A 20,273-nucleotide genomic window follows, 5' to 3' on the forward strand; every position below is an offset into this window, starting at 1 on the left:
CCGGCCGGGGCGCCCCTGACCCCGGCGCCACGCCGGCCCAGCAGGACGAGCCCCCATGAGCGACACCGCCGAGGCGCATGGCGCCGCCCGGAAGCGCAGCTTCATCGAGACACTGGAGATCGACACGCGCCTTCTGGGCATGATCGGCGCTTTCATCGTGCTCTGTCTCGTGTTCCATTTCCAGACCGACGGGCGGTTCCTGACCCCCCGCAACATCTTCACGCTGGCGATCCAGACCGTCTCGGTCGCGATCATGGCCACGGGGATGGTCTTCGTGATCGTCACGCGGCACATCGACCTGTCGGTGGGGTCGCTGCTGGCGCTCTGCTCGGCGGTGATGGGCATGATGCAGGTGGTGGTCATGCCGCAGATGATGGGGATGGGCTTCGGCCACCCGCTGATCGCGCCGCTGGCGATCCTGTCGGGCGTCGTGGTGGGCGTGCTGATCGGCGCCTTCAACGGCTGGCTGATCGGCTACCTGACAATCCCCTCCTTCATCGTGACGCTGGGGGGGCTTCTCATCTGGCGCAACGTCGCCTGGTATCTGACCTCGGGCCAGACCATCGGGCCGCTTGATCCGACCTTCCAGCTCTTTGGCGGGATCAACGGCACGATCGGCCCCTTCTGGTCCTGGGTCGTCGGCGGCCTCGGCACAGCCGCGGCCCTGTGGAGCCTCTGGAGCGCGCGGCGGGCCAAGCAGGTCCACGGCTTCAGGGTCAAGCCGGCCTGGGCCGAGCTGGTGATGGGCGGCCTCGTGGCGGCGGCCATCCTCGGCTTCGTCGCCATCGTCAATGCCTACGAGGTTCCGGCCGCCCGCCTGCGCCGCCTGTTCGAGGCGCGCGGCGAGACCATGCCCGAAGGCTACACGACTGGATACGGCCTGCCCGTCTCGGTGCTGGTGCTGATCGCGGTCGCCATCGCCATGACGGTGATCGCCAAGCGCACCCGGTTCGGGCGCTACATCTTTGCCACCGGCGGCAACCCGGATGCGGCCGAGCTGTCGGGCATCAACACGCGGCTCCTGACGGTCAAGATCTTCGCGCTGCTGGGTGGGCTCTGCGCGCTCTCGGCGGTGGTGGCCTCGGCGCGCCTGACGAACCACGCCAATGACATCGGCACGCTCGACGAGCTGCGCGTGATCGCCGCCGCCGTCATCGGGGGCACCGCGCTCTCGGGAGGGATGGGCACGATCTACGGCGCGATCCTTGGCGCGATCATCATGCAGTCCCTCCAGTCCGGGATGGCGATGGTGGGCGTGGATGCGCCCTTCCAGAACATCGTCGTGGGCTCGGTGCTCGTGCTCGCCGTGCTGATCGACATCATCTACCGCAAGCGGACCGGAGGCTTCAAATGACGCTCAACCCGAACCGGGCCGCCGGCGCCACGCCGTTGGTGGCGATGAAGGACATCTCGATCAGCTTCGGCGGCATCCGGGCGGTGGATCACGTCTCGATCGACCTGCATGCGGGCGAGGTGGTGGGGCTTCTCGGCCACAACGGCGCCGGCAAGTCCACCCTCATCAAGTGTCTTTCGGGCGCCTACCGGATGGACTCGGGCGAGATCCTCATCGACGGCGAGAAGGCCGAGATCCACAATCCCCGCGACGCCCGCCGCTACAACATCGAGACGATCTACCAGACGCTCGCGCTGGCGGACAATCTCGACGCGGCCTCGAACCTCTTCCTCGGGCGCGAGCTGGTCACGCCGCTGGGCTTCGTGGACGATTCGCGCATGGAGGCCGAGACGCGCCGGATCATGGGGCGGCTCAACCCCAACTTCCGCAAGTTCAAGGTGCCGGTGGCGGCGCTGTCGGGCGGGCAGCGCCAGTCGGTCGCCATCGCGCGCGCGGTCTATTTCAACGCGAGAATCCTCATCATGGACGAGCCGACCGCGGCCCTCGGTCCGCAGGAGACGCGGATGGTGGGCGAGCTGATCCAGGAGCTGAAGCGCCAGGGTCTCGGCATCTTCCTGATCAGCCACGACATCCACGACGTGATGGACCTCTGCGACCGCATCTCGGTGATGAAGAACGGAGTGCTGGTCGGCTCGGAGCAGGTGGGCGACGTCACCGAGGACGAGATCCTCGGCATGATCATCCTTGGAAAGAAGCCCGAACGGGCGGGAGTAAACTGAATGTATATCGGTCTCGATCTCGGGACGTCCGGGCTCAAGGGCATCCTGATCGACGAGGGCCAGCGCGTGCTGGCCGAGGCGAGCGCGCCTCTCACTGTCAGCCGTCCGCACGAGGGGTGGTCCGAACAGTCGCCGGCCGACTGGATCGCCGCGGCCGAGGCGGTGATGGACCAGCTTGCGGCGCAGGGGCTTGCGGGCGTGAAGGGCATCGGGCTCTCGGGCCAGATGCACGGCGCGACGTTGCTGGATGGCTCGGACGAGGTGCTGCGGCCCTGCATCCTGTGGAACGACACCCGCAGCCATGCCGAGGCGACGGAACTGGATGCTGATCCGCGGTTTCGGGCCATCACCGGCAACATCGTCTTTCCGGGCTTCACCGCGCCCAAGCTGGCCTGGGTCGCGCGGCACGAGCCGGCGATCCGGGCGCGGGTGGCGCGGGTTCTGCTGCCCAAGGATTACCTGCGGCTCTGGCTGACGGGCGAGCATGTCGCCGAGATGTCGGACGCCGCCGGGACGAGCTGGCTGGATGTCGGTGCGCGCGACTGGTCGGACGAACTTCTGGCCGCGACCGACCTCACGCGCGAGGCGATGCCGCGGCTGGTCGAGGGTTCGGCCGTGTCGGGTGAGTTGCGCCCGGCGCTGGCCGCCCGCTGGGGCTTGCCCCAAAGGGTGGTCGTGGCGGGCGGAGGCGGCGACAACGCCGCCTCGGCCGTGGGGGTGGGCGTGGTCCGCGCAGGCGAGGCCTTCGTCAGCCTTGGCACCTCCGGGGTGCTGTTTGCCGCCACCGACGGCTACCAGCCGGCGCCGGAGACGGCCGTTCATACCTTCTGCCACGCCCTGCCCGAGGCGTGGCACCAGATGGGCGTGATCCTCGCCGCGACCGACGCGCTGAACTGGTATGCGCGGCTGGTGGGGCAGGAGGCGCGGGTGCTGACCGGCGACCTTGGCGCGCTTCAGGCGCCGGGGCGTGCGTTGTTCCTGCCCTATCTCGGGGGCGAGCGGACGCCGCTGAACGACGCGGCGATCCGCGGCGCCTTCACGGGGCTCGAACATGCGACCGACCGCGCCGCCGGAACGCGGGCCGTTCTGGAAGGCGTGACCTTCGCCATCCGCGACTGCCGCGACGCGCTGGCCGCGACGGGAACCCGGCTGGAGAGCCTTCTGGCCGTCGGCGGCGGCTCGCGCTCGGACTACTGGCTGTCGGCCATCGCGACGGCGCTGGACGTGCCGGTGCTGCTGCCTGCGGCGGGCGACTTCGGCGGCGCCTTCGGGGCCGCGCGCCTTGCGCTGATGGCCGCGACCGGGGCCGGGGCCGAGATCGCGACCCTGCCGCCCATCGCCCGCACCATCCCGCCCGAGCGCGGCCTCACGTCCGCCTTCGACGACGCACACGCGCGCTACCGCGCCGCCCAGACAGCCATCAGGAGCCTCACATGACCGACTTCTTCGCCGGTATCCCGCAGATCCGCTACGAGGGCGAAGGCTCCTCCAACGAGTTTGCCTTCCGCCACTACAACCCGGACGAGGTGATCCTCGGCAAGCGGATGGAGGATCATCTGCGCTTCGCCGTTGCCTGGTGGCACAGCTTTGCCTGGCCGGGCGGCGATCCGTTCGGCGCGCAGACCCTCGAGCGGCCGTGGTTCGGCGACACGCTCGATCTGGCGCGGATGAAGGCCGACGTGGCCTTCGAGATGTTCGAGATCCTCGGCGCGCCCTTCTTCTGCTTCCACGATGCCGACATCCGTCCCGAGGGCGCGACCTTCGCCGAAAGCAAGCGCAACCTCGAGGCGATCGTGGATCACATCGGCGCCAGGATGGAGAGGTCGAAGACCCGGCTGCTCTGGGGCACGGCCAACCTCTTCTCGCACCGCCGCTTCATGTCGGGCGCCGCGACCAACCCGGACCCGGATGTCTTCGCCTGGTCGGCGGCGACGGTGAAGGCCTGCATGGACGCCACGAAGAAGCTCGGCGGGGCGAACTACGTCCTCTGGGGCGGGCGCGAGGGCTACGAGACCCTGTTGAACACCGATCTCAAGCGCGAGGCCGAGCAGGCCGGCCGCTTCCTGCAGATGGTCGTGGACTACAAGTACAAGATCGGCTTCGAGGGCACGATCCTGATCGAGCCCAAGCCGCAGGAGCCGTCCAAGCACCAGTATGACTATGATGTGGCAACGGTTTACGGCTTCCTGAAGCGGTTCGGGCTGGAGAACGAGGTGAAGCTCAACGTCGAGCAGGGGCACGCGATCCTGGCCGGCCACAGCTTCGAGCACGAACTGGCGCTGGCGGCGAGCCTTGGCATCCTCGGCTCGATCGACATGAACCGCAACGATTACCAGTCGGGCTGGGACACCGACCAGTTCCCCAACAACCACCCCGAGATGGCGCTGGCCTATTACGAGGTGCTGAGGGCGGGCGGTTTCACCACCGGAGGCACGAATTTCGACGCGAAGATCCGTCGCCAGAGCCTCGATCCCGAGGATCTGATCCTCGCGCATGTCGGGGGGATGGACACCTGCGCCCGTGCCCTGAAGGCCGCAGCTCGTCTTTACGAGGACGGCAGCCTGGAACGGGCCCGTGCAGACCGCTATGCGGGATGGGAGACGCCCGAGGCGAAGGCGATGCTCTCCTCGTCGCTCGAAGAGATCGAGGCCCGCGTTCTGGCCGAGGACATCAACCCCCAGCCCCGCTCGGGCCGGCAGGAGCGTCTCGAGAACCTCTGGAACCGCTTCGTCTGAGGACGGACGCGCGATCGGGCGTTCCACACGCCCGGTCGCAGCCCCGGCTGAGGCTGCCGGGCAGCAACAGGCCCCTCTCGCGGAGGCCCGTAACCCTTTACCAAGATTCGCGCTCCATAGTGCCCTCATCGTGAGTCACTGGAGCCTCGCATGGATCTCTCCGGCCCCGCGCGGGCCATCCTCCTCGGCCTTCTGGCCATCCTGAGCCAACCGGCCTCCGCCGCGCATGCCCTGATGCGTGGCGGCGACGACGCCGGGCTCTGCGAAGAGGCCGCACGACGCGCCGCCCGCGCAACCGGGGTGCCCGAGGAGGTTCTTCAGGCGATCACGCTGGCCGAGACCGGCCGCCGTTCGGCGGAAGGCGCGCTGCGCCCCTGGCCCTGGGCCGTGAACCTGGCCGGTGAAAGCCACTGGTTCTCCACCCGGGCCGAGGCGGAAGGCTTCGTGAAGCAGGTCCTTCTGGCCGGGAGGCGGAACCTCGATGTCGGCTGCTTTCAGATCAATCACAGGTGGCATGCGGACGGTTTCGCCTCCGTGCATGAGATGTTCGACCCTCAGGCAAACGCCCTCTATGCCGCGCACTACATGCTTCGGCTTCGAGAGCGATCGGCCGACTGGTCGATGGCCGCGGGGGCCTATCACTCCGCCACTCCCGAACATGCCGATCGGTACCGGGCGCGCTTCGACACCCTGCTCGCCGGCGTGCCCCGGGGCCCGGCGGTCCAGCCGGCCGCCCTCCACGTCAACCGTTATCCGCTTCTGACAAGCGGCGCGCTGCGGGGCAGGGGCTCGCTGGTGCCGCTGGATGCCGCCCCTCTTGGTGCCTTGTTCGGGAACTGACACGATGCGTTTCTCCAGACAGGACCTCTTCCAGCCGACCATTCTCCTGGCCCTCGCGCTGATGGCGGTCATCGTCATGATGGTGCTGCCGGTGCCCGCCTGGATGCTTGACCTCGGCCTCGCCCTGTCCTTCTCGCTGGCGATCCTCATGTTCACCGTGACGCTCTTCATCCAGCGTCCGCTCGACTTTTCCGCCTTTCCGACGATCCTGCTGGCGTCGCTGATGCTCCGGTTGTCGCTGAACATCTCGTCCACCAAGCTCATCATCGGAGAGGGCCATACCGGAACCTCGGCCGCCGGCCATGTCATCGAAGGCTTTGCCAGCTTCATCATGAACGGCAGCGTCATGATGGGGGTGGTGATCTTCTGCGTCCTGCTCATCGTCAATTTCGTGGTGATCACCAAGGGCGCCGGGCGCATGGCCGAGGTGGGCGCCCGCTTTGCGCTCGACGGGATGCCGGGCAAGCAGCTCGCGATCGACAGCGACATGTCCGCAGGCGCCATCGACCACGCCGAGGCCAAGCGGCGGCGCGAGCAGGAACTGGCCGAAACCAACTTCTTCGGCTCGCTCGACGGGGCGTCCAAGTTCGTGAAGGGGGATGCGGTCGCCGGGCTGCTGATCACCGCCCTGAACATCGTCGTGGGGCTGCTGGCCGGCGTCATCATGCACGACATGCCGCTGAGCCGGGCGTTCGAGACCTACGCCATCCTGACCATCGGCGACGGTCTGGTGAGCCAGATTCCGGCCGTGATCATCTCGATCGCGGCCGCGCTCCTGCTGGCACGGGGCGGATCCACGGGGGCGGCGGACGTCTCCTTCTTCCAGCAACTGGGCCGTTACCCCGGCGCGCTCGGGACGGTCGCACTCCTCATGGCGCTCTTCGCGCTGGTTCCGGGTCTCCCGTTCGGGCCGTTCATGATCGCGGCGGTGCTCCTTGCGGGGCTGTCCTACATGGGGCTCAAGGGAAAGGAGGGCGCTCTCGCCGCCGAACCGGAGGACGTCGAGGAGCCACGCGCGCGGCCACTGGGCGACGTTCTCGACTTCGACGACATCCATATCGAGTTTGCGCCGAGTCTGGTGGGCATGGTTCTCGATCCCGCGACGGGGCTCGACTCCAGGATCAACAACATGCGCAACCACATCGCCGGGGCCTTCGGCCTGATCCTGCCCGAGATCCGGGTGACGGACGAGGCGATGCTGCCGCCCGGCAGCTACCGGATCCGCCTTCAGGGGGTGGAGCGTGTCCGCGACCGCCTCATGCCCGACCATGTTCTCGTCCTGCTGGCCGAAGGAGCCGATGCGCCCGACGGCCTCGACGTCCGCGAGCCGGTCTATGGCGCGCCCGCGCGGTGGATTCCGGCGGATCACCAGGAGGAAGCGGCTCTCAATGGGCTGACCGTGGTGACGCCCGCTGAGGTGCTGGCAACTCATCTGCTGGAAGTGCTGAAGGGAAACCTGGCGCGGCTGCTGACGCTCAAGGGGCTGCGGCGGCTCCTCGACGAGTTCGTCAACCTCTCGGACCGGGCGAGGGCCGACGCCAACCGCCGCCTCCTGGATGAACTCGTCCCCGATCGTGTGCCGGTCGATCTGCTGCTGGCGGTGCTGCGCCTCCTGCTCGAGGAGCGCGTCTCGATCCGCAACCTTCCGCTGATCCTCGAGGCGATCGCCGAGGCTCGGGCCCTGACGGCGCCTGAGGACATCTGCGAGCATGTGCGCCAGCGGCTCGGCTTCCAGATCGTGGCCGAACTGAAGCGCGAGGACGGGACCATTCCACTCATCCAGCTGGCGCCCGAGTGGGAGAAGACCTTTACCACCTACCAGATCGAGGGCAGTCGCGGCCTTCGCGACGTGGCCCTTCCGCCCGAGGCCTTCAGCCGGCTGGCGAACGGCCTGGCCGAAAAGCTCGCGCGCGCGGCTGACAGCGGCATCCAGCCCGCGCTGGTCACCTCGACCCTGCGGCGCCGCTTCGTCCGGGCCGTGGCGGCGGCCAAGGGTCTGAGGGTGCCGGTGCTGTCCTACGACGAGATCGGCACCGAAGCGCGCGCGTCGATGGTCGCCATCGTGCCGGCATGACCCTGTTTGAACAGGCCACCGAGCTGACCCTGATGGTCCAGGACCTGTTCCGGGCGGGCTTTCTGGTCTTCATCCGGGTCGGAGCCGCCATGGCCCTGCTGCCCGCCTTCGGAGAGATGACGCTGCCGGCCCGCGTGCGGCTGACCATCGCCCTTGCCTTCACCGCCATCGTCTTCCCGGCCGTGAGTGACCGGGTGCCCGCCTTCGACGGCTCGCCGGTGGCCCTCGGAATCGAGGCCGCGATCGGCCTCGTTCTCGGGATCTCCTTGCGGCTCTTCGTGCTGGCGTTGCAGACGGCCGGCACCGTCGCGGCCCAGGCCGTGTCGCTGTCCCAGATGTTCGGATCGCCGTCGGGCGAGCCGCAGCCCGTCATCGGCAACGTCCTGACGCTCGCCGGTCTCGCGATCGCGGTTGCGGGAGGCCTGCATGTGCGCCTGGCCGAGTTTCTGATCCTGTCCTATGACCTCCTGCCCGCGGCGCGTCTTCCGGTCGCGGGTGACGTGGCGGACTGGGGCCTGCACCTGATCGTGCACACCTTCGCCCTCGCCTTCATGCTGTCGATGCCGTTCGTGGCCGCGTCCTTCGTGTTCAACGTGGCGCTCGGCATCATCAACCGCGCCATGCCGCAACTCATGGTGTTCTTTGTGGGGGCGCCCGCCCTCACATTCGGCGGGCTTGTGCTGCTCGCCCTGTCCGCCCCGCTTGCACTCGGGCTCTGGGTGACGAGGCTCGGCGATTTCCTCGACAATCCCTCCCTCGTGGCGCCGCCATGAGCGAGGGAGACGAGGACAAGCCGCACGAACCGTCCCAACGCAAGCTTGAGGAGGCGCGGCGAAAGGGCGAGCTTCCAAAGTCGCAGGATCTCGTGACGGCCGCCAGCTATGGCGGTCTCCTCCTTGCGGCTCTGGGCCTCGGGCAGGGCGCCATCCAGCGGATGGGAGACATGGGCACCTCGCTCCTTGGGCAGGCGGACCGTTTCTCGACGCTCCTGTCTGACAAGGCTCAGCCGCAGGTGGGGGGGCTGCTCGGCTCTGTGCTGCTCGCCGTCCTGCCCTTCTTCGCGATACCCGCCCTCGCTGCGGTCGCCGCACTGGTGGCGCAACGGGCCCTGGTCGTCGCGCCGACAAAGCTCGCTCCCAAGACCGAGCGGATCTCGCCCGTATCCGGCTTTCGCAACCGCTTCGGTCGCAACGGCCTGTTCGAGTTCGCCAAGAGCCTCGTGAAGCTCCTCCTCGTGGCGGTGGTCTTCGCGCTCTTCATCACGTTCCACATGGCCGGGATGCTCGACATGCTCGCGATGGCGCCGGGCCTCGCGGTTGGCCGCATGTTCATGTTGATGCTCGAGTTTCTCGCGATTGTGGTGCTCCTGTCGGGCGGGATCGGCCTCATCGACTACTTCTGGCAGCGCGCCGAGCATCTCCGACGCCACCGGATGTCGCGCAAGGAGCTTACGGACGAGGCCAAGGATGCCGAGGGCGATCCGCATGTGAAGGCGCAGCGGCGGCAGAAGGCGATGGAGATTGCCACCAATCGCATGCTTCAGGATGTGGCGGGCGCCGACGTGGTCGTGGTCAATCCAACCCATTATGCCGTCGCGCTGCGCTGGAAGCGCGGGGATCGGCGCGCCCCGCTCTGTGTGGCCAAGGGAACCGACGAGATTGCCGCGCGCATCCGTGAAAGGGCGGCGGAGGCCGGAGTTCCGATACATCGGGACCCCCCGACGGCGCGCGCGCTGCACGCCGCCGTGCGCGTTGGCGAAGAGATCCGTCCCGAACATTACAAGGCGGTCGCAGCGGCCATCCGATTCTCGGAGCGGATCAGGCGCAGGATGAAAGGGGTGCGAGCGTGAAGCAGAAGGAGGAGATTGTCCGTCTCCGGGAGCTGGCCCAAATGGTTCTCGACGTACGTCTGGCAGACCTTGCCCGTGTCGCGCGCCAGCGGCAGAGCTGCCTCGACGGGTTGAAGGCGCTGGAGGCCCTACCGGCGAGTGACCTGGATCCGGTAACTGCGGCTCAGGTTGCGCTTTCCTACCAGGCATGGGCGGACGGCCGCCGGTCGGAGCTCAACGTGGCACTCGCCCGGTGCACGGCGGAGTGGACGTCGAGGACCAGTTCCGCCCGTACAGCCCTTGCCCGGGCCGAGGCACTGCGACGACTTTGAAACCGGCATCTCGTTCCAGCGCTGCCGCGCACGTGGGGCTTCTGGAGGAACCTCCCGTCTCAAGGTGACATGGCTGTGCTTTGGTGTGCATTTTAATGTGGTGGACGGCCCCTGTCCCGGGCGCGGCGCGAAGCGGCTTCCGGGCTGTCATCGGGGCTCCAATTAGGAAGGAACCACCATGTCGGATGTTGTGACTGTCGGTGTTGATCGCGCGAAGAACGTCTTTCAGGTCCACGGGGCGTTGTTGCAGAACACTGAGCGTGAAGGATGCACATCACGAATTCATGCGGTCAGACGGATGGGATGAGCAAGCCCAAGCCCGCGCGTTACCGCACGACGAACTGGTCCACCTACAACGCTGCGCTCCGCAGGCGCGGGTCGTTGCTGATCTGGCTGGACAAGGAGATGGCTTGGCACGCGCCGCATGAGGGCCGTCCGGGGCGCCCGCCGGTCTTCTCAGATGCGGCGATCCCGTTCTGCTTGTCGATTAAGGTGTTGTTCAAGTTGCCGCTGAGAATTGCCCCGCGGCTCGAGCCCGCAACGAAATCCTGCGCGCCACGCGTTACTACGGCCGGGCGTTGTGGAAACGGTGGACGGAATTACCACGTCCGCAGCCGCGCCGAGGCCAGGATGCGCTGCCTTAAGTCCTTCGGCGAGCGCATCGCCGCGAGAGACCCCGACCGCCTGGCAGCCGAAATCCACATCCGCATCGCCCTCATCAACCACTTCAACGCCCTCGGCACCGCCGAGATCGCCCGCGTGGCATGAGCATCCGTGGGTAAGGGGCGGTCACGCCCCAGGCCTGAGTTCTGCAACAACGCCTCTCCACCCACCGCGCGACGACGGCTTCGTCCGAAAGCCGGAAGGGGTGCTTGAGGTAGAGCAGCCCCGCCACGAGCCGCGGCGAGGTCGCCGGACGCCCGGTGATGGAGGGGAAGAACCCCGCCCATTCCCGATCGAAGAACTCCCAGTCGATCAGCCCCGCCAACGTGACCAGCTCGTGACGCATGTCGATCATGTCGACGAGACGCGGCCGGAAGAGGTCGTTCTGCTCAGGCGGGCAGGGGCGATGCTTCATGCGACGGGCCGAGGCTGTGTGGAAACTCCCGGCCTGACGTTCGTTAGGAACGGCCCTGCGCCCTGTAGGGTGGGATTTCCGGCAAGCGGATCTGGGGGATGGTTCGGCGGCGGCAGGAGCCGCGTGGGGCTCCTCGTTGCAAATAGCGGCGCTCGTTTCCGCCGATCAGCCGGGAATCGCCTCCATCAGGCGCCGGGCACCGATCAACGAGATCATCCGCTTCATGTTGTAGGCCAGCACGTTCAGCGCCATCTCCGTCCGGACGTTCTTCAGACGCCGCGTCAGGAAATGGGTCGTGCCCATCCTGGCCTTGAGGGTGCCGAAGACATGCTCGACCGTGCGGCGCCGGAGCGTCATCGGGTCGGGGATCGCGGGCGAGGCGTTCCCGCATCGCGTCGATCAGGTGCTCGTGCTCCCAACGGGTGATCCGCCGCTCCGTGCCGCTCGTGCAGCGGCGCTGGATGGGACAGGTCTGGCAGTCGTTGATCCAGTATCGGCGGACCTGCAGGCCGCCTTCCTCGCGGGTGCCGCGGTAGGTCAACCCGTTGCCAGCCGGGCAGGTGTAGATGTCGCGCGCCGGGTCGTAGAGAAAGTCCGTCTTCACGAACATGCCCTTGGCCTCGTTGCCGGAGGTCATGGGCCGCGGCACGGTCGTGGTGATGCCGGCCTCATGGCAGGCGAGGATCTCGGTGCCGCTGAAATAGCCCTTGTCGGCGATTGCGTGCAGGTCGTCGTGACCAAGAGCCTCCCTGGCCGCCGTCGCCATCGGGCTCAGCTGGTCGCGGTCGAAGCCGTGGTTGGTGACATCATGGGTGACAATCAGGTGCGTCTCGGCATCGACCGCGCACTGCGCGTTGTATCCGACCAGGCCGCTGTTCCTGGCACTGGTCGCCATCGCACGGGCATCAGGATCAGTCAGCGAGATCTGCCCGTCCGGTGCGTCGGCCAAGGCCTTGTCCATCGCCTTCAGCCGCTCGATTTCCCGCCGGATGCGGCCGTAGCGGCGGGCGAGATGGGCAACCTTCTCCGCCCGCGCCTCTCCCTCCTCCTGCCGGTCGATCCGGACCATCTCATTGATGCAGCGCGCGACATCCGCTTCGAGATGGGTCAGCCGGCTGGCGATCTTGCCCTTGGTGAAGTTCCTGTCGCGGTTGTTGACCGCCTTGAACTTGCTCCCGTCGATGGCGACGCAGTCGCCCTTCAGCACGCCGATCCGGCGACAGAGTTCGACGAATTGCGCGCAGGTCTTGCGGATGGCAGCTGCATTGTCGCGCCGGAAGTCGGCGATGGTCTTGTGGTCGGGCACCAGCTTGCCGGTCAGCCACATCACCTCGACGTTGCGGCCGGCCTCCCGCTCCAGTCGGCGGCTCGACGGGATGCGGTTCAGGTACCCGTAGATGAACAGCTTGAGCAGCACGGCCGGGTGATACCCCGGCCGACCCGTGCGTGCCGCAGCCGATCGGACGAAGCCGAGTTCCGCCAGATCCAGTTCGTCAACGAAGAGATCGACGACGCGCACAAGGGCATCCTCGCTGATCCAATCCTCAAGCCGATCCGGAAACAGCACCGTCTGGCTGCGCTCGGCGCCCTCGATGAAACCTGCCATCCCGAACCCCTCCGACCTCAGAAAGTCTACCACAGGTAGGGGTTTCCACACAGCCTCGGCCGAAACTGCACGGTTCTGGGCCTAATTCTGTGAAAATTCTGCAGGCCATGGCGACTGAAACCTCAGGTTATCACTTACAGATAAACCACTTCGCGGTTGTTCAGGCCGGACTCGATACACTCGGACGCAAAGACCAGAACCTCGCGCGCAAGGGTGCCGTCGGCCTGCTTCTCAAGCGGCTCGACCAGCGCGATTCCTCGCTTAATTCAGGAAGCGCGGTCCAGATCACTGATACGCGGAAGATTGGATGCTCTGGTTCCAGACCTCGGGGTATGTCATCCATCCTGACGCATGATGTCCGTGATGAGTACGTCCGTGACCTTCGGACCCAGCACGGATACCGCCACTTCCAGCAGCGCGCGTCGCAAGGACACGAGCTTCGCAGCTTCGGTGAACGAACCGCGAAACCCACCAGTGTTCGCGTGGTTGAACAGAACGCCCAACATGCCGTCGCGCAACTTTGGCTCGACCGCATAGACGTCCTGGCCGGCCCCTTGCGCTACCTCGAGGCTGAGCGACAGGATCACCATGGAGGCTACGCGCTCCTTCTCCACGATCGGCACGATGAACTGGTTGTTCAGCTTGACGTAGTCCGGCTGTTCGGCGGGATCGACGGAACGGGGTGCGGCTGGCCGGGCGTCATCCTTTCCCGGATGAACCGCCTCGGCCTCGTCGGACGGGGACGGGGATGTGCCGGGGCGGAGCAGGATCCCGCCGCCGATGCCGGCAGCGAGCCCCAGAACTGCCAGAAGAAGGGGCAGGACAAGACGCATCATGTCAGAACGGCAGAATGATATCGGCCACCTGCTGGCCGTAACGCGGTTGCTGGACATCGGTGATCTGCCCGCGCCCGCCGTAGGATATGCGGGCTTCGGCGATCTTGTCGTAGGTGATCTCGTTCTGGCGCGAGATATCGCCCGGCCGGACATAGCCCGTGACGACCAGCTCGCGCAGCTCGTAGTTCACGCGCACCTCCTGCTGGCCCTGAATGCGGAGCACCCCGTTCGGCAGTTCTTCGACGACGGTTGCCGCGACCCGCAGTGTCAGCTTCTCCTTCCGGCGCACCGAGCCGTCGCCCGAGTAGCTGGAGGAGGAACTCGTCGAGACCGCATCCTCCATCGACGCCCCGTCCGGGAGATGCCGGTCGATCCGCTGGGGGATGCCGAAGAAGGACGGCAGGCCCAGGCTCTCGCCTCCCGAGCGGCTGCGGCCGGTGGAGTTGGAGATCTCGGCCCGGTCGTCGATCTCGATGGCGACGGTCAGGATGTCTCCGCGGCGACTGGCCCTGCGGTCCCCGAGCAGCGAGGCGCGATCCCCCGCCCAGAGCGACGAACCCGCCGTAGGCCCCGGATTCCCGAGGTTCTCCGGGATCGGCAGGGCATACATCGCGTGATACTGGAAGGTCTCATCCGCCGGGCTGAAGGAGGGCGCCTTGCCCACTTCGGCAAGTCGTCCGCAGGAGGGCAGGGCGAGGAGGAGCAGGAGCAGGTGTCGCATGATTGTCCCTTCAGGAGCCGGGGCCGACATGCACCGAGCCGTCATCGGCGATGCGGCCGGACACGGTGGAGCGGGAGGAGAGGTTCATGACGCGGATCACGTCGCCCACGCCTCCGCGAGCAAGCGCCCTGCCCTCGGCGCGGATTTCGAGAGCGCCGAGGCTGTAAGCCAGCGGCACGATCTGGTTGCGGTTGACGATCCCGGGCGGACCGACGTCGCCGATCCCGACGGGGCGACCCGCGTAGAGTGTGACCCTCGCCTCGAGCCCGATGGCCTGGGCAGGTTCCGTCAGCGTTCCGGGCAGGGTCTCGGGCCGGAGAGCGAGATCTCCGGGCCCCAGCACCTCCAGTGCGCGGATGGTGCGGGTGGCAACAACCGTGTCGGCCGGCGCGGGTGAGGCGAGACAGAGGAGCAGCAGGACCCAGCGCATCATTTCACCTGCGCCGTTGCCGCGAGCATCTGATCGGCCGCCGTGATGACCTTGGCGTTGAGTTCGTATCCGCGCTGCGCCTTGATGAGCTCGGTGATCTCCTGCACGGAATCCACCGAGCTTTCCTCGAGATAGCCTTGCCGCAATGTGCCAAAGCCGTCCTCTCCGGGGGTGCCCGCGATCGGGGCGCCGGAGGCGGCCGTCTCCACAAAGAGGTTCGAGCCGATGGCTTCCAGCCCCTTCTCGTTGGCAAAACCGCTGAGCGTGATCTGCCCCATCAGCTGCGGCTGGACCTGACCGCTGAAGTAGGCCCATACCTCTCCCGAGCCGTTGATCGCAACGCTCGCGGCATCCTCGGGGATGGTGATGCCGGGGGCGACCTCATGGCCGTCGGAGGTGACGACAAGGCCCTCTCCGCTGCGCTTGAGAGACCCGTCGCGGGTGTAGGCGGACTGGCCGGAGGGGAGCGTGACCTCGATGTAGCCGCGCCCGTCGATCGCCAGATCGAGGTCGCCGCGGGTCTGGGCGAGGGCGCCTTGCGAAAGCACGACGGACACCGCCGACGGGCGCACGCCCATCCCGAGCTGCACGCCGGTGGGCAGCATCCGCCCGTCTTCGGCGCTGACGGTGCCGGGGCGGACCATCTGCTGGTAATGGAGGTCGGCGAAGTCCGCGCGGCGGGGATTGTAGCCGGTCGTGGACATGTTCGCGAGGTTGTTCGAGATGACATCGACGCGCGTCTGCTGCGCGCTCATCCCGGTGGCTGCGATCTGAAGCGCCTTCATCGGCTGTCTCCGAGGATTCTGACGGTGTTGCGGATCCGGTCGTCCTCGCGGTCGAGGAAGCCCTGGCCCAGTTCGTAGGCGCGCTGCACCTCGATCATCCGCGAGATCTCTGAGATCGGGGTGACGTTCGACTCCTCGAGCGAGCCCTGGATGAGCGAAGCGCCGGCCGCGGGCTCCACCCCCGCTTCGGCCGAGAAGCGCGTGCCGCCCTCGTGCCGAAGGTCGAGAGGCTCGGTCGGTTGCCAGAGCCCGATCCGGCCGATCGGCTGGCCCCCGGACGAGAGCGTGCCATCGCTGGCAAGAACCACGTCCCGGGCATCGGGCGGGATGAAGACCGGCGCGCCACCTTCATCGAGCAGCCGGTTGCCGTCCATGTCCACCAGTTCGCCCTCCGCGTCGGGCGTGAAGCTTCCGGCGCGGGTGAGGTGCTCGCCCTGCGGCGTCTCGATCAGGAAGAACCCGTCTCCCATGATGGCGAAATCGAAGGTGGCGCCCGTATGGGTGAGGCCGCCCTGAGAAAGATCGACGTGCCGTGCGCTGGCACTGGCCATCGAGAGGGAGGCCTCGCCGTCCAGCCGTTTCACATGTTCGGTGAAGACCACGCCCTCGCGCCGGAACCCTGTCGTTGAGAGGTTGGCGATGTTGTTGGCGATGCTCTGCATCTCGCGCATGAGCCCGGACTGGCGCGTGAGGGTGGTGTAGCCTGCAGCGTCCATCTCAGCCTCCCTCGATCCGCGGGATGATCCCCTCGACGAAGAAGGCGACGAGGCTCGTGGTCATGAAGCTCATCGAGACCCAGAAGACGAGGAGCATGGCGCCCACCTTCGGCACGAAGGTCAGCGTCATCTCCTGCACCGAGGTCAGGGCCTGCAGGATGCCGATCCCCACCCCGACCACGAGCGCCACGGTGAGCAGCGGCGCCGAGATGAGCACCGCGACCCAAAGACCCTGACGGAGCGCGTCGTAAAGCGCGGCCTCGGACATCAGACCGGCATCCTCAGGATCTCCTGATAGGCCTCGACGACCTTGTCCCGCAGGGTGACGGCCGTTTCGACCGCCGTCTGCGAGGCCGCCAGTGCTTCGACCAGGGCATGGGGATCGGCCTTTCCGGTCATGGCCGCCCGCGCCGTCTCCTCGCCGTGGGCGAGGGTCTCGGTGAAGCTCTCGGCGGCACGGTTGAGCGCCGCCGCCACGCCGATCGAGGGCGCCTCCGGCGCCGTCGCGAGTCTGGCCCTTGCGTAGGTCTGTGCCGCGACCGAGGTGCTGATGTCCATTCTGGAGTCCTTTCTATCGACGCAGGAGGTCGAACAGGCTCTGCGTCATCTGCCGCGCCTGATCGAACATCCGAAGATTCGCCTCGTAGCTGCGCTGCGCTTCGCGCGCGTCAGCGATTTCCACCACCAGATCGACGTTGGACCCGTCGTAGTATCCGGTGTCATCGGCCATCGGATGGCCAGGGTCATACATCTTCTGCAGGCTGCTCTGGTCCAGGCGGACCGGGCCGGTCGAGACGAGACCGCTGTCCGGCTCGGACTGGAAGCTGACGGTCTTGCGGTGAAATCCGGGCGTATCGACGTTCGCGATGTTCTCGGACACGTGGCGCAGGCGGAGGGCCTGTGACCGCATGCCGGAGGCCGAAAGCGAGAGCGACTGGCTGAGGTCGGTCATGTTCAGGAACTCCGGCCGAGGCTGGTGCGGATCAGGCGCGAGCTGCTCTGGTAGATCGAGAGCGCCATCTCGTGCTGCTGCCGGGCCGACACGGCCTTGACCATCTCTTCCTCGAGCGACACCGAGTTTCCGTTGGGCGAGGCTGTGCCCATGATCCCGACCGGCACGGGCTCTGCCGCGACCGCCGCTGCCGATCGCAGATGGCCGGCCCGCGTGCCGCGCAGCCCCGTCTTGCCCTCGGCGTAGCTTTCGAAATCCGGAAGATCGCGGGCGCGGTATCCGGGCGTATCCGAGTTGGCGACGTTCCGTGCGATCACATCCGTCCGTGCACCGGCGTGTCTGGCCATGGCCTGCGCCATTCTGACGAGTTCGAGCTTTTCGAACATCGGGGCTTCTCCCTCGACTGGTTTCATCAAGGCTTAAGGTCGATTCCTTTAGAAAGGGTAAGGCGCGAACAAAGAGGGATCGGATGTCTGCCGAATTTGAAGGACTCATCTCGGAGATCAGGGCGATTCCCATCAGCCGCCGCTACGGACGCGTGACGGAGATCGCGCGCGGGACGATCGCGGCCACCGGTCTGACCAGCGGTGCCGGTCTGGGCGACCGGGTGATCGTCCACGGGACGAACGGGGAGATCGGAGGGGAGGTGCTGCGCCTGTCACACCAGGAGGTGACAATTCTGCCGGACGCGGCGATCGAGGGTCTGAGCATCGGCGATCAGGTCGAACTGGTGGGCTCGGCCGAGATCGCGCCCGACGACAGCTGGATCGGACGGATCGTGGATCCGCTGGGCCGGCCGCTCGATGGGCGGCCTCTGTTCAGGGGGCCCATCGCGCGGCCCCTGCGCGCGCCGGCGCCTCCGGCGGCCCGCCGCCGGAGCCTCGGGCCGCGCCTGCCCACCGGAGTTGCGGTTTTTGATACGATGCTGCCGCTCGTGCAGGGTCAGAGGATTGGCCTCTTTGCCGGTTCGGGCGTCGGAAAATCCTCGCTCCTGGCAAAATTTGCGCGGGGCGTCGGCGCGGATGTGGTGGTCATTGGCCTCATCGGCGAGCGTGGCCGCGAGTTGCGCGACTTCACGGAGCGCGTGCTGGGAGCGAGGGGGATGGCGCGCTCGGTGGTCGTCACGGCCACCTCGGACCAGTCGCCGCTCATGCGCCGACGGTGCGGCTGGGCCGCGATGGCCGTGGCCGAGCATTTCCGCGATCAGGGGCTGCATGTCCTTTTGCTGGCCGATTCGATCACCCGTTTCGCCGAAGCGCATCGTGAGGTTGCCCTGGCGGGCGGGGAAGAGGCGAGCATGCGAGGCTTTCCGCCCTCGACGGCCCACACCATCATGTCCCTCGCCGAGCGGGCGGGGCCGGGGGCCGAGGGAACGGGCGATATCACCGCTGTCTTCTCGGTGCTGGTGGCGGGCTCGGACATGGAAGAGCCGGTGGCGGACATCCTTCGCGGGGTGCTCGATGGCCATGTGGTGATGGATCGCCGGATTGCCGAGCGGGGCCGGTTCCCGGCGATCGACCTGCTCCGATCCGTGTCGCGCAGCCTGCCCGATGCCGCGTCCGACCCGGAAAACGACCTCATCGCCGAGGCGAGGCGCCTGCTCGGCGCCTGGGATCGGGCGGAGATGATGATTCAGGCCGGTCTCTACGCGAAGGGCTCGGATGCTCAGGTGGATGCGGCGATCCGGGTTTGGCCCGCGCTGGATGGCTTTCTGGCCGAGGATGCGCCGGACGGCATCGAGGCGAGCTTCCGGCGCCTCGCGGCCTGTCTGGGACGGTAAGGGGGAACAGGTCAGAGCCGCTGGCGTGGCGGCGGCTCGGGCGGTCTCTCGGTGCGCCGCCCCTGATCGTCATAGACCACGACGACGCCGGATGCCGCCTGCCGGATCTCCGTGAGTCGCCGGCGGGCCGCGCGCACCCCGCGCGAAGCGGCCTCGAGGCAGCCGAGGTTTCGTGATGCCAGCGCCCGCACGCGCTGCGCCTGTTCGGCCGTTGCGGGCGGCTGCCGCTCCATCGCGTCGGCCAGCCCGCGTTCGAGGTCGGCAAGCCCCGCGAGATCGCCTGCGATCACCTTCTGGCGCATGTCCTCGAGCACGTGCTCCAGCAGAAGCTGGGTCGGTTCAGAGCGCATCGTCCATCCCTCTTGTCAGCGATCGGTGGAAATGCTCCGCCAGCCCGATGCCGCCCGCGCGCACCATGGCCGTGGCCTGCTCCCTGCGCAGAAAGGAGCCGAACTGCTCTTCGCCGCATCCTCCTCCGAAGGAGGCGGACAAAGCGCCGAGCCCGGTGTGCCCGAGCATCTCTGACAGGAATGCGGATTCCAGTTCCTCTGCCTTCTGGCGAAGGATCTGCCGCGGATGCGGGGCCTCTCCGATAGCGGGAGGGATCGCGATCGACATGCACATGCTCCTTTTGTTCCTCATTTATCGGATCCTGCCCGGGATGAGTAAATGTTCGGTAATTCCTTCCTGCAAAAACGGGAATCAGGCGACAGAAGGTCCGGACAGTGGAAATCGGTTCAATCCCGCAGGTGGTTCATGGTCTCGAAACCCCGCCCAAGGTGGCAGTGGATCGGGAGAGGGGCGATGTGTTCGCGGCGCTTGTGGGGGGGCCTTGTGATGGGCTCGCCCCTGATGGGGGGGCGCTTGCGCTGCCTGTCGGTGCGGTTGAAGCGGTCGAGGGCAACGTCCCCCGGCCGGAAAGCGAAGCCGATGCCGGAGCAATCGGCGGCGCGTCGGCCTCTTCGCCGGATCGTTCCGGCGCACCGCGGACGCGAGAGGAACCTCACGAGACTTTGGCCTGGGATCTCGGGGTGGCGGGTGAACCGGCCCCGGGCGGTCTTGTGCCACCCATGGTCCTTGCCCCGGCCCGATCCGCCACGTCAATGTCCGTGGCGAAGCCCGCAGCCTCACACGAAAGCGCTGAACTTCGGCAGGATCGTGTCCCGCTTGTGCCCCGGGCTGCGCCGCAGGAAGGTTGGATCAGGGGTGTCCTCCCACAAGGCGCCGGCTTGTCGGCCCATGCACGCCCTCACGCCGCCGGGGAAAGGGAACCCCCGCGGTCCGGGCTGCATGCGCATCCAGACGTCCTTCCCGACATCTCGCCGCAAGCGACGACCGCCCAGGAGCCCGCAGCCCAAGGTCTCGCGATGCGAAGCGCCGCAGCCATGCCGTCCGCTGGGGAACGTGAGTCGCGGCCTCCTCAGGAT

At 67.3% G+C, this 20,273-nt stretch carries 20 protein-coding genes and 3 pseudogenes; 10 read left to right on the forward strand and 13 right to left on the reverse strand.

The window, feature by feature from the left end; genetic code table 11:
* The first annotated feature begins 55 nt into the window (after positions 1 to 55).
* From LV780_RS14950 to LV780_RS14990, 9 genes and pseudogenes are all read left to right on the forward strand, one after another.
* Positions 56 to 1,354 (forward strand): sugar ABC transporter permease, encoded by a 1,299-nt coding sequence (locus tag LV780_RS14950; protein WP_108220838.1) that lies wholly within the window; start codon positions 56 to 58, stop codon positions 1,352 to 1,354.
* Positions 1,351 to 2,133, forward strand: coding sequence for an ATP-binding cassette domain-containing protein (locus LV780_RS14955; RefSeq protein ID WP_108220837.1), 783 nt, complete (start codon positions 1,351 to 1,353; stop codon positions 2,131 to 2,133). Before LV780_RS14950 ends, LV780_RS14955 begins: the two co-directional genes overlap by 4 nt.
* On the forward strand, positions 2,134 to 3,570 hold the full coding sequence (gene xylB, locus LV780_RS14960) for a xylulokinase (RefSeq protein ID WP_108220836.1): 1,437 nt from the start codon (positions 2,134 to 2,136) through the stop codon (positions 3,568 to 3,570).
* Positions 3,567 to 4,868, forward strand: a complete 1,302-nt coding sequence (gene xylA / locus LV780_RS14965; protein ID WP_101340024.1) for a xylose isomerase — start codon at positions 3,567 to 3,569, stop codon at positions 4,866 to 4,868. The genes xylB and xylA overlap by 4 nt, the downstream gene beginning before the upstream one ends.
* Before the next feature lie 150 nt (positions 4,869 to 5,018).
* Positions 5,019 to 5,708 carry a transglycosylase SLT domain-containing protein gene (locus LV780_RS14970; protein WP_101340025.1) on the forward strand — a complete coding sequence of 230 codons (690 nt, stop codon included), beginning with the start codon at positions 5,019 to 5,021 and terminating at the stop codon, positions 5,706 to 5,708.
* Positions 5,709 to 5,712: 4 nt separating this feature from the next.
* The gene (gene flhA, locus LV780_RS14975; RefSeq protein ID WP_101340026.1) at positions 5,713 to 7,782 is read left to right on the forward strand and encodes a flagellar biosynthesis protein FlhA; all 2,070 of its coding nucleotides are present in this window, start codon (positions 5,713 to 5,715) and stop codon (positions 7,780 to 7,782) included.
* The gene (locus tag LV780_RS14980) at positions 7,779 to 8,555 is read left to right on the forward strand and encodes a flagellar biosynthetic protein FliR (protein ID WP_101340027.1); all 777 of its coding nucleotides are present in this window, start codon (positions 7,779 to 7,781) and stop codon (positions 8,553 to 8,555) included. Before flhA ends, LV780_RS14980 begins: the two co-directional genes overlap by 4 nt.
* A complete protein-coding gene (gene flhB / locus LV780_RS14985) occupies positions 8,552 to 9,631 on the forward strand; it encodes a flagellar type III secretion system protein FlhB (RefSeq protein WP_108220835.1) in 1,080 nt (359 codons plus the stop codon). Before LV780_RS14980 ends, flhB begins: the two co-directional genes overlap by 4 nt.
* 614 nt (positions 9,632 to 10,245) lie before the next feature.
* A pseudogene (locus LV780_RS14990) lies at positions 10,246 to 10,710 on the forward strand (transposase).
* 55 nt (positions 10,711 to 10,765) lie between these two features.
* On the opposite strand, the pseudogene LV780_RS14995 reads toward LV780_RS14990, so the two are convergent.
* The 11 genes and pseudogenes from LV780_RS14995 to LV780_RS15045 form a co-directional block, all read right to left on the reverse strand.
* Positions 10,766 to 11,020, reverse strand: a pseudogene (locus LV780_RS14995) (IS5/IS1182 family transposase); the annotation flags it as partial.
* 165 nt (positions 11,021 to 11,185) lie between these two features.
* A pseudogene (locus LV780_RS15000) lies at positions 11,186 to 12,626 on the reverse strand (IS1182 family transposase).
* A 335-nt stretch (positions 12,627 to 12,961) separates the two neighbouring features.
* Positions 12,962 to 13,459 (reverse strand): flagellar basal body-associated FliL family protein, encoded by a 498-nt coding sequence (locus tag LV780_RS15005; protein ID WP_407647917.1) that lies wholly within the window; start codon positions 13,457 to 13,459, stop codon positions 12,962 to 12,964.
* Between the two features lie 4 nt (positions 13,460 to 13,463).
* Positions 13,464 to 14,183, reverse strand: coding sequence for a flagellar basal body L-ring protein FlgH (flgH, locus tag LV780_RS15010; protein WP_101341496.1), 720 nt, complete (start codon positions 14,181 to 14,183; stop codon positions 13,464 to 13,466).
* Between the two features lie 10 nt (positions 14,184 to 14,193).
* Positions 14,194 to 14,613 (reverse strand): flagellar basal body P-ring formation chaperone FlgA, encoded by a 420-nt coding sequence (gene flgA, locus LV780_RS15015; protein ID WP_011909555.1) that lies wholly within the window; start codon positions 14,611 to 14,613, stop codon positions 14,194 to 14,196.
* Positions 14,613 to 15,398 carry a flagellar basal-body rod protein FlgG gene (gene flgG, locus LV780_RS15020; RefSeq protein WP_011909554.1) on the reverse strand — a complete coding sequence of 262 codons (786 nt, stop codon included), beginning with the start codon at positions 15,396 to 15,398 and terminating at the stop codon, positions 14,613 to 14,615. The genes flgA and flgG overlap by 1 nt, the downstream gene beginning before the upstream one ends.
* Complete coding sequence (locus tag LV780_RS15025; RefSeq protein ID WP_108222134.1) at positions 15,395 to 16,114, reverse strand: flagellar hook-basal body complex protein; 720 nt, start codon at positions 16,112 to 16,114, stop codon at positions 15,395 to 15,397. The genes flgG and LV780_RS15025 overlap by 4 nt, the downstream gene beginning before the upstream one ends.
* 1 nt (position 16,115) lies before the next feature.
* Entirely contained in the window at positions 16,116 to 16,382 is a 267-nt protein-coding gene (locus LV780_RS15030; RefSeq protein ID WP_101341498.1) for a flagellar biosynthetic protein FliQ, read from the reverse strand.
* Positions 16,382 to 16,672 (reverse strand): flagellar hook-basal body complex protein FliE, encoded by a 291-nt coding sequence (gene fliE / locus LV780_RS15035; protein WP_011909551.1) that lies wholly within the window; start codon positions 16,670 to 16,672, stop codon positions 16,382 to 16,384. Before fliE ends, LV780_RS15030 begins: the two co-directional genes overlap by 1 nt.
* A gap of 13 nt (positions 16,673 to 16,685) precedes the next feature.
* Positions 16,686 to 17,066: a flagellar basal body rod protein FlgC gene (gene flgC, locus LV780_RS15040; RefSeq protein ID WP_101341499.1), complete on the reverse strand. Its 381-nt coding sequence runs from the start codon at positions 17,064 to 17,066 to the stop codon at positions 16,686 to 16,688.
* Positions 17,067 to 17,068: 2 nt separating this feature from the next.
* Positions 17,069 to 17,452: a FlgB family protein gene (locus LV780_RS15045; protein ID WP_108222135.1), complete on the reverse strand. Its 384-nt coding sequence runs from the start codon at positions 17,450 to 17,452 to the stop codon at positions 17,069 to 17,071.
* 83 nt (positions 17,453 to 17,535) lie between these two features.
* Here LV780_RS15045 and LV780_RS15050 point away from each other — a divergent pair, with 83 nt between their 5' ends.
* Positions 17,536 to 18,846, forward strand: a complete 1,311-nt coding sequence (locus LV780_RS15050; RefSeq protein WP_108222137.1) for a FliI/YscN family ATPase — start codon at positions 17,536 to 17,538, stop codon at positions 18,844 to 18,846.
* Positions 18,847 to 18,857: 11 nt separating this feature from the next.
* Here LV780_RS15050 and LV780_RS15055 read toward each other — a convergent pair whose 3' ends face one another.
* Positions 18,858 to 19,196, reverse strand: a complete 339-nt coding sequence (locus LV780_RS15055; protein ID WP_108222138.1) for a hypothetical protein — start codon at positions 19,194 to 19,196, stop codon at positions 18,858 to 18,860.
* Positions 19,186 to 19,464, reverse strand: a complete 279-nt coding sequence (locus LV780_RS15060) for a rod-binding protein (protein WP_108222140.1) — start codon at positions 19,462 to 19,464, stop codon at positions 19,186 to 19,188. Before LV780_RS15060 ends, LV780_RS15055 begins: the two co-directional genes overlap by 11 nt.
* Positions 19,465 to 20,273: the final 809 nt, after the last annotated feature.

The sequence above is a fragment of the Cereibacter azotoformans genome, from assembly GCF_021391315.1.
GTDB lineage: Bacteria > Pseudomonadota > Alphaproteobacteria > Rhodobacterales > Rhodobacteraceae > Cereibacter_A > Cereibacter_A azotoformans.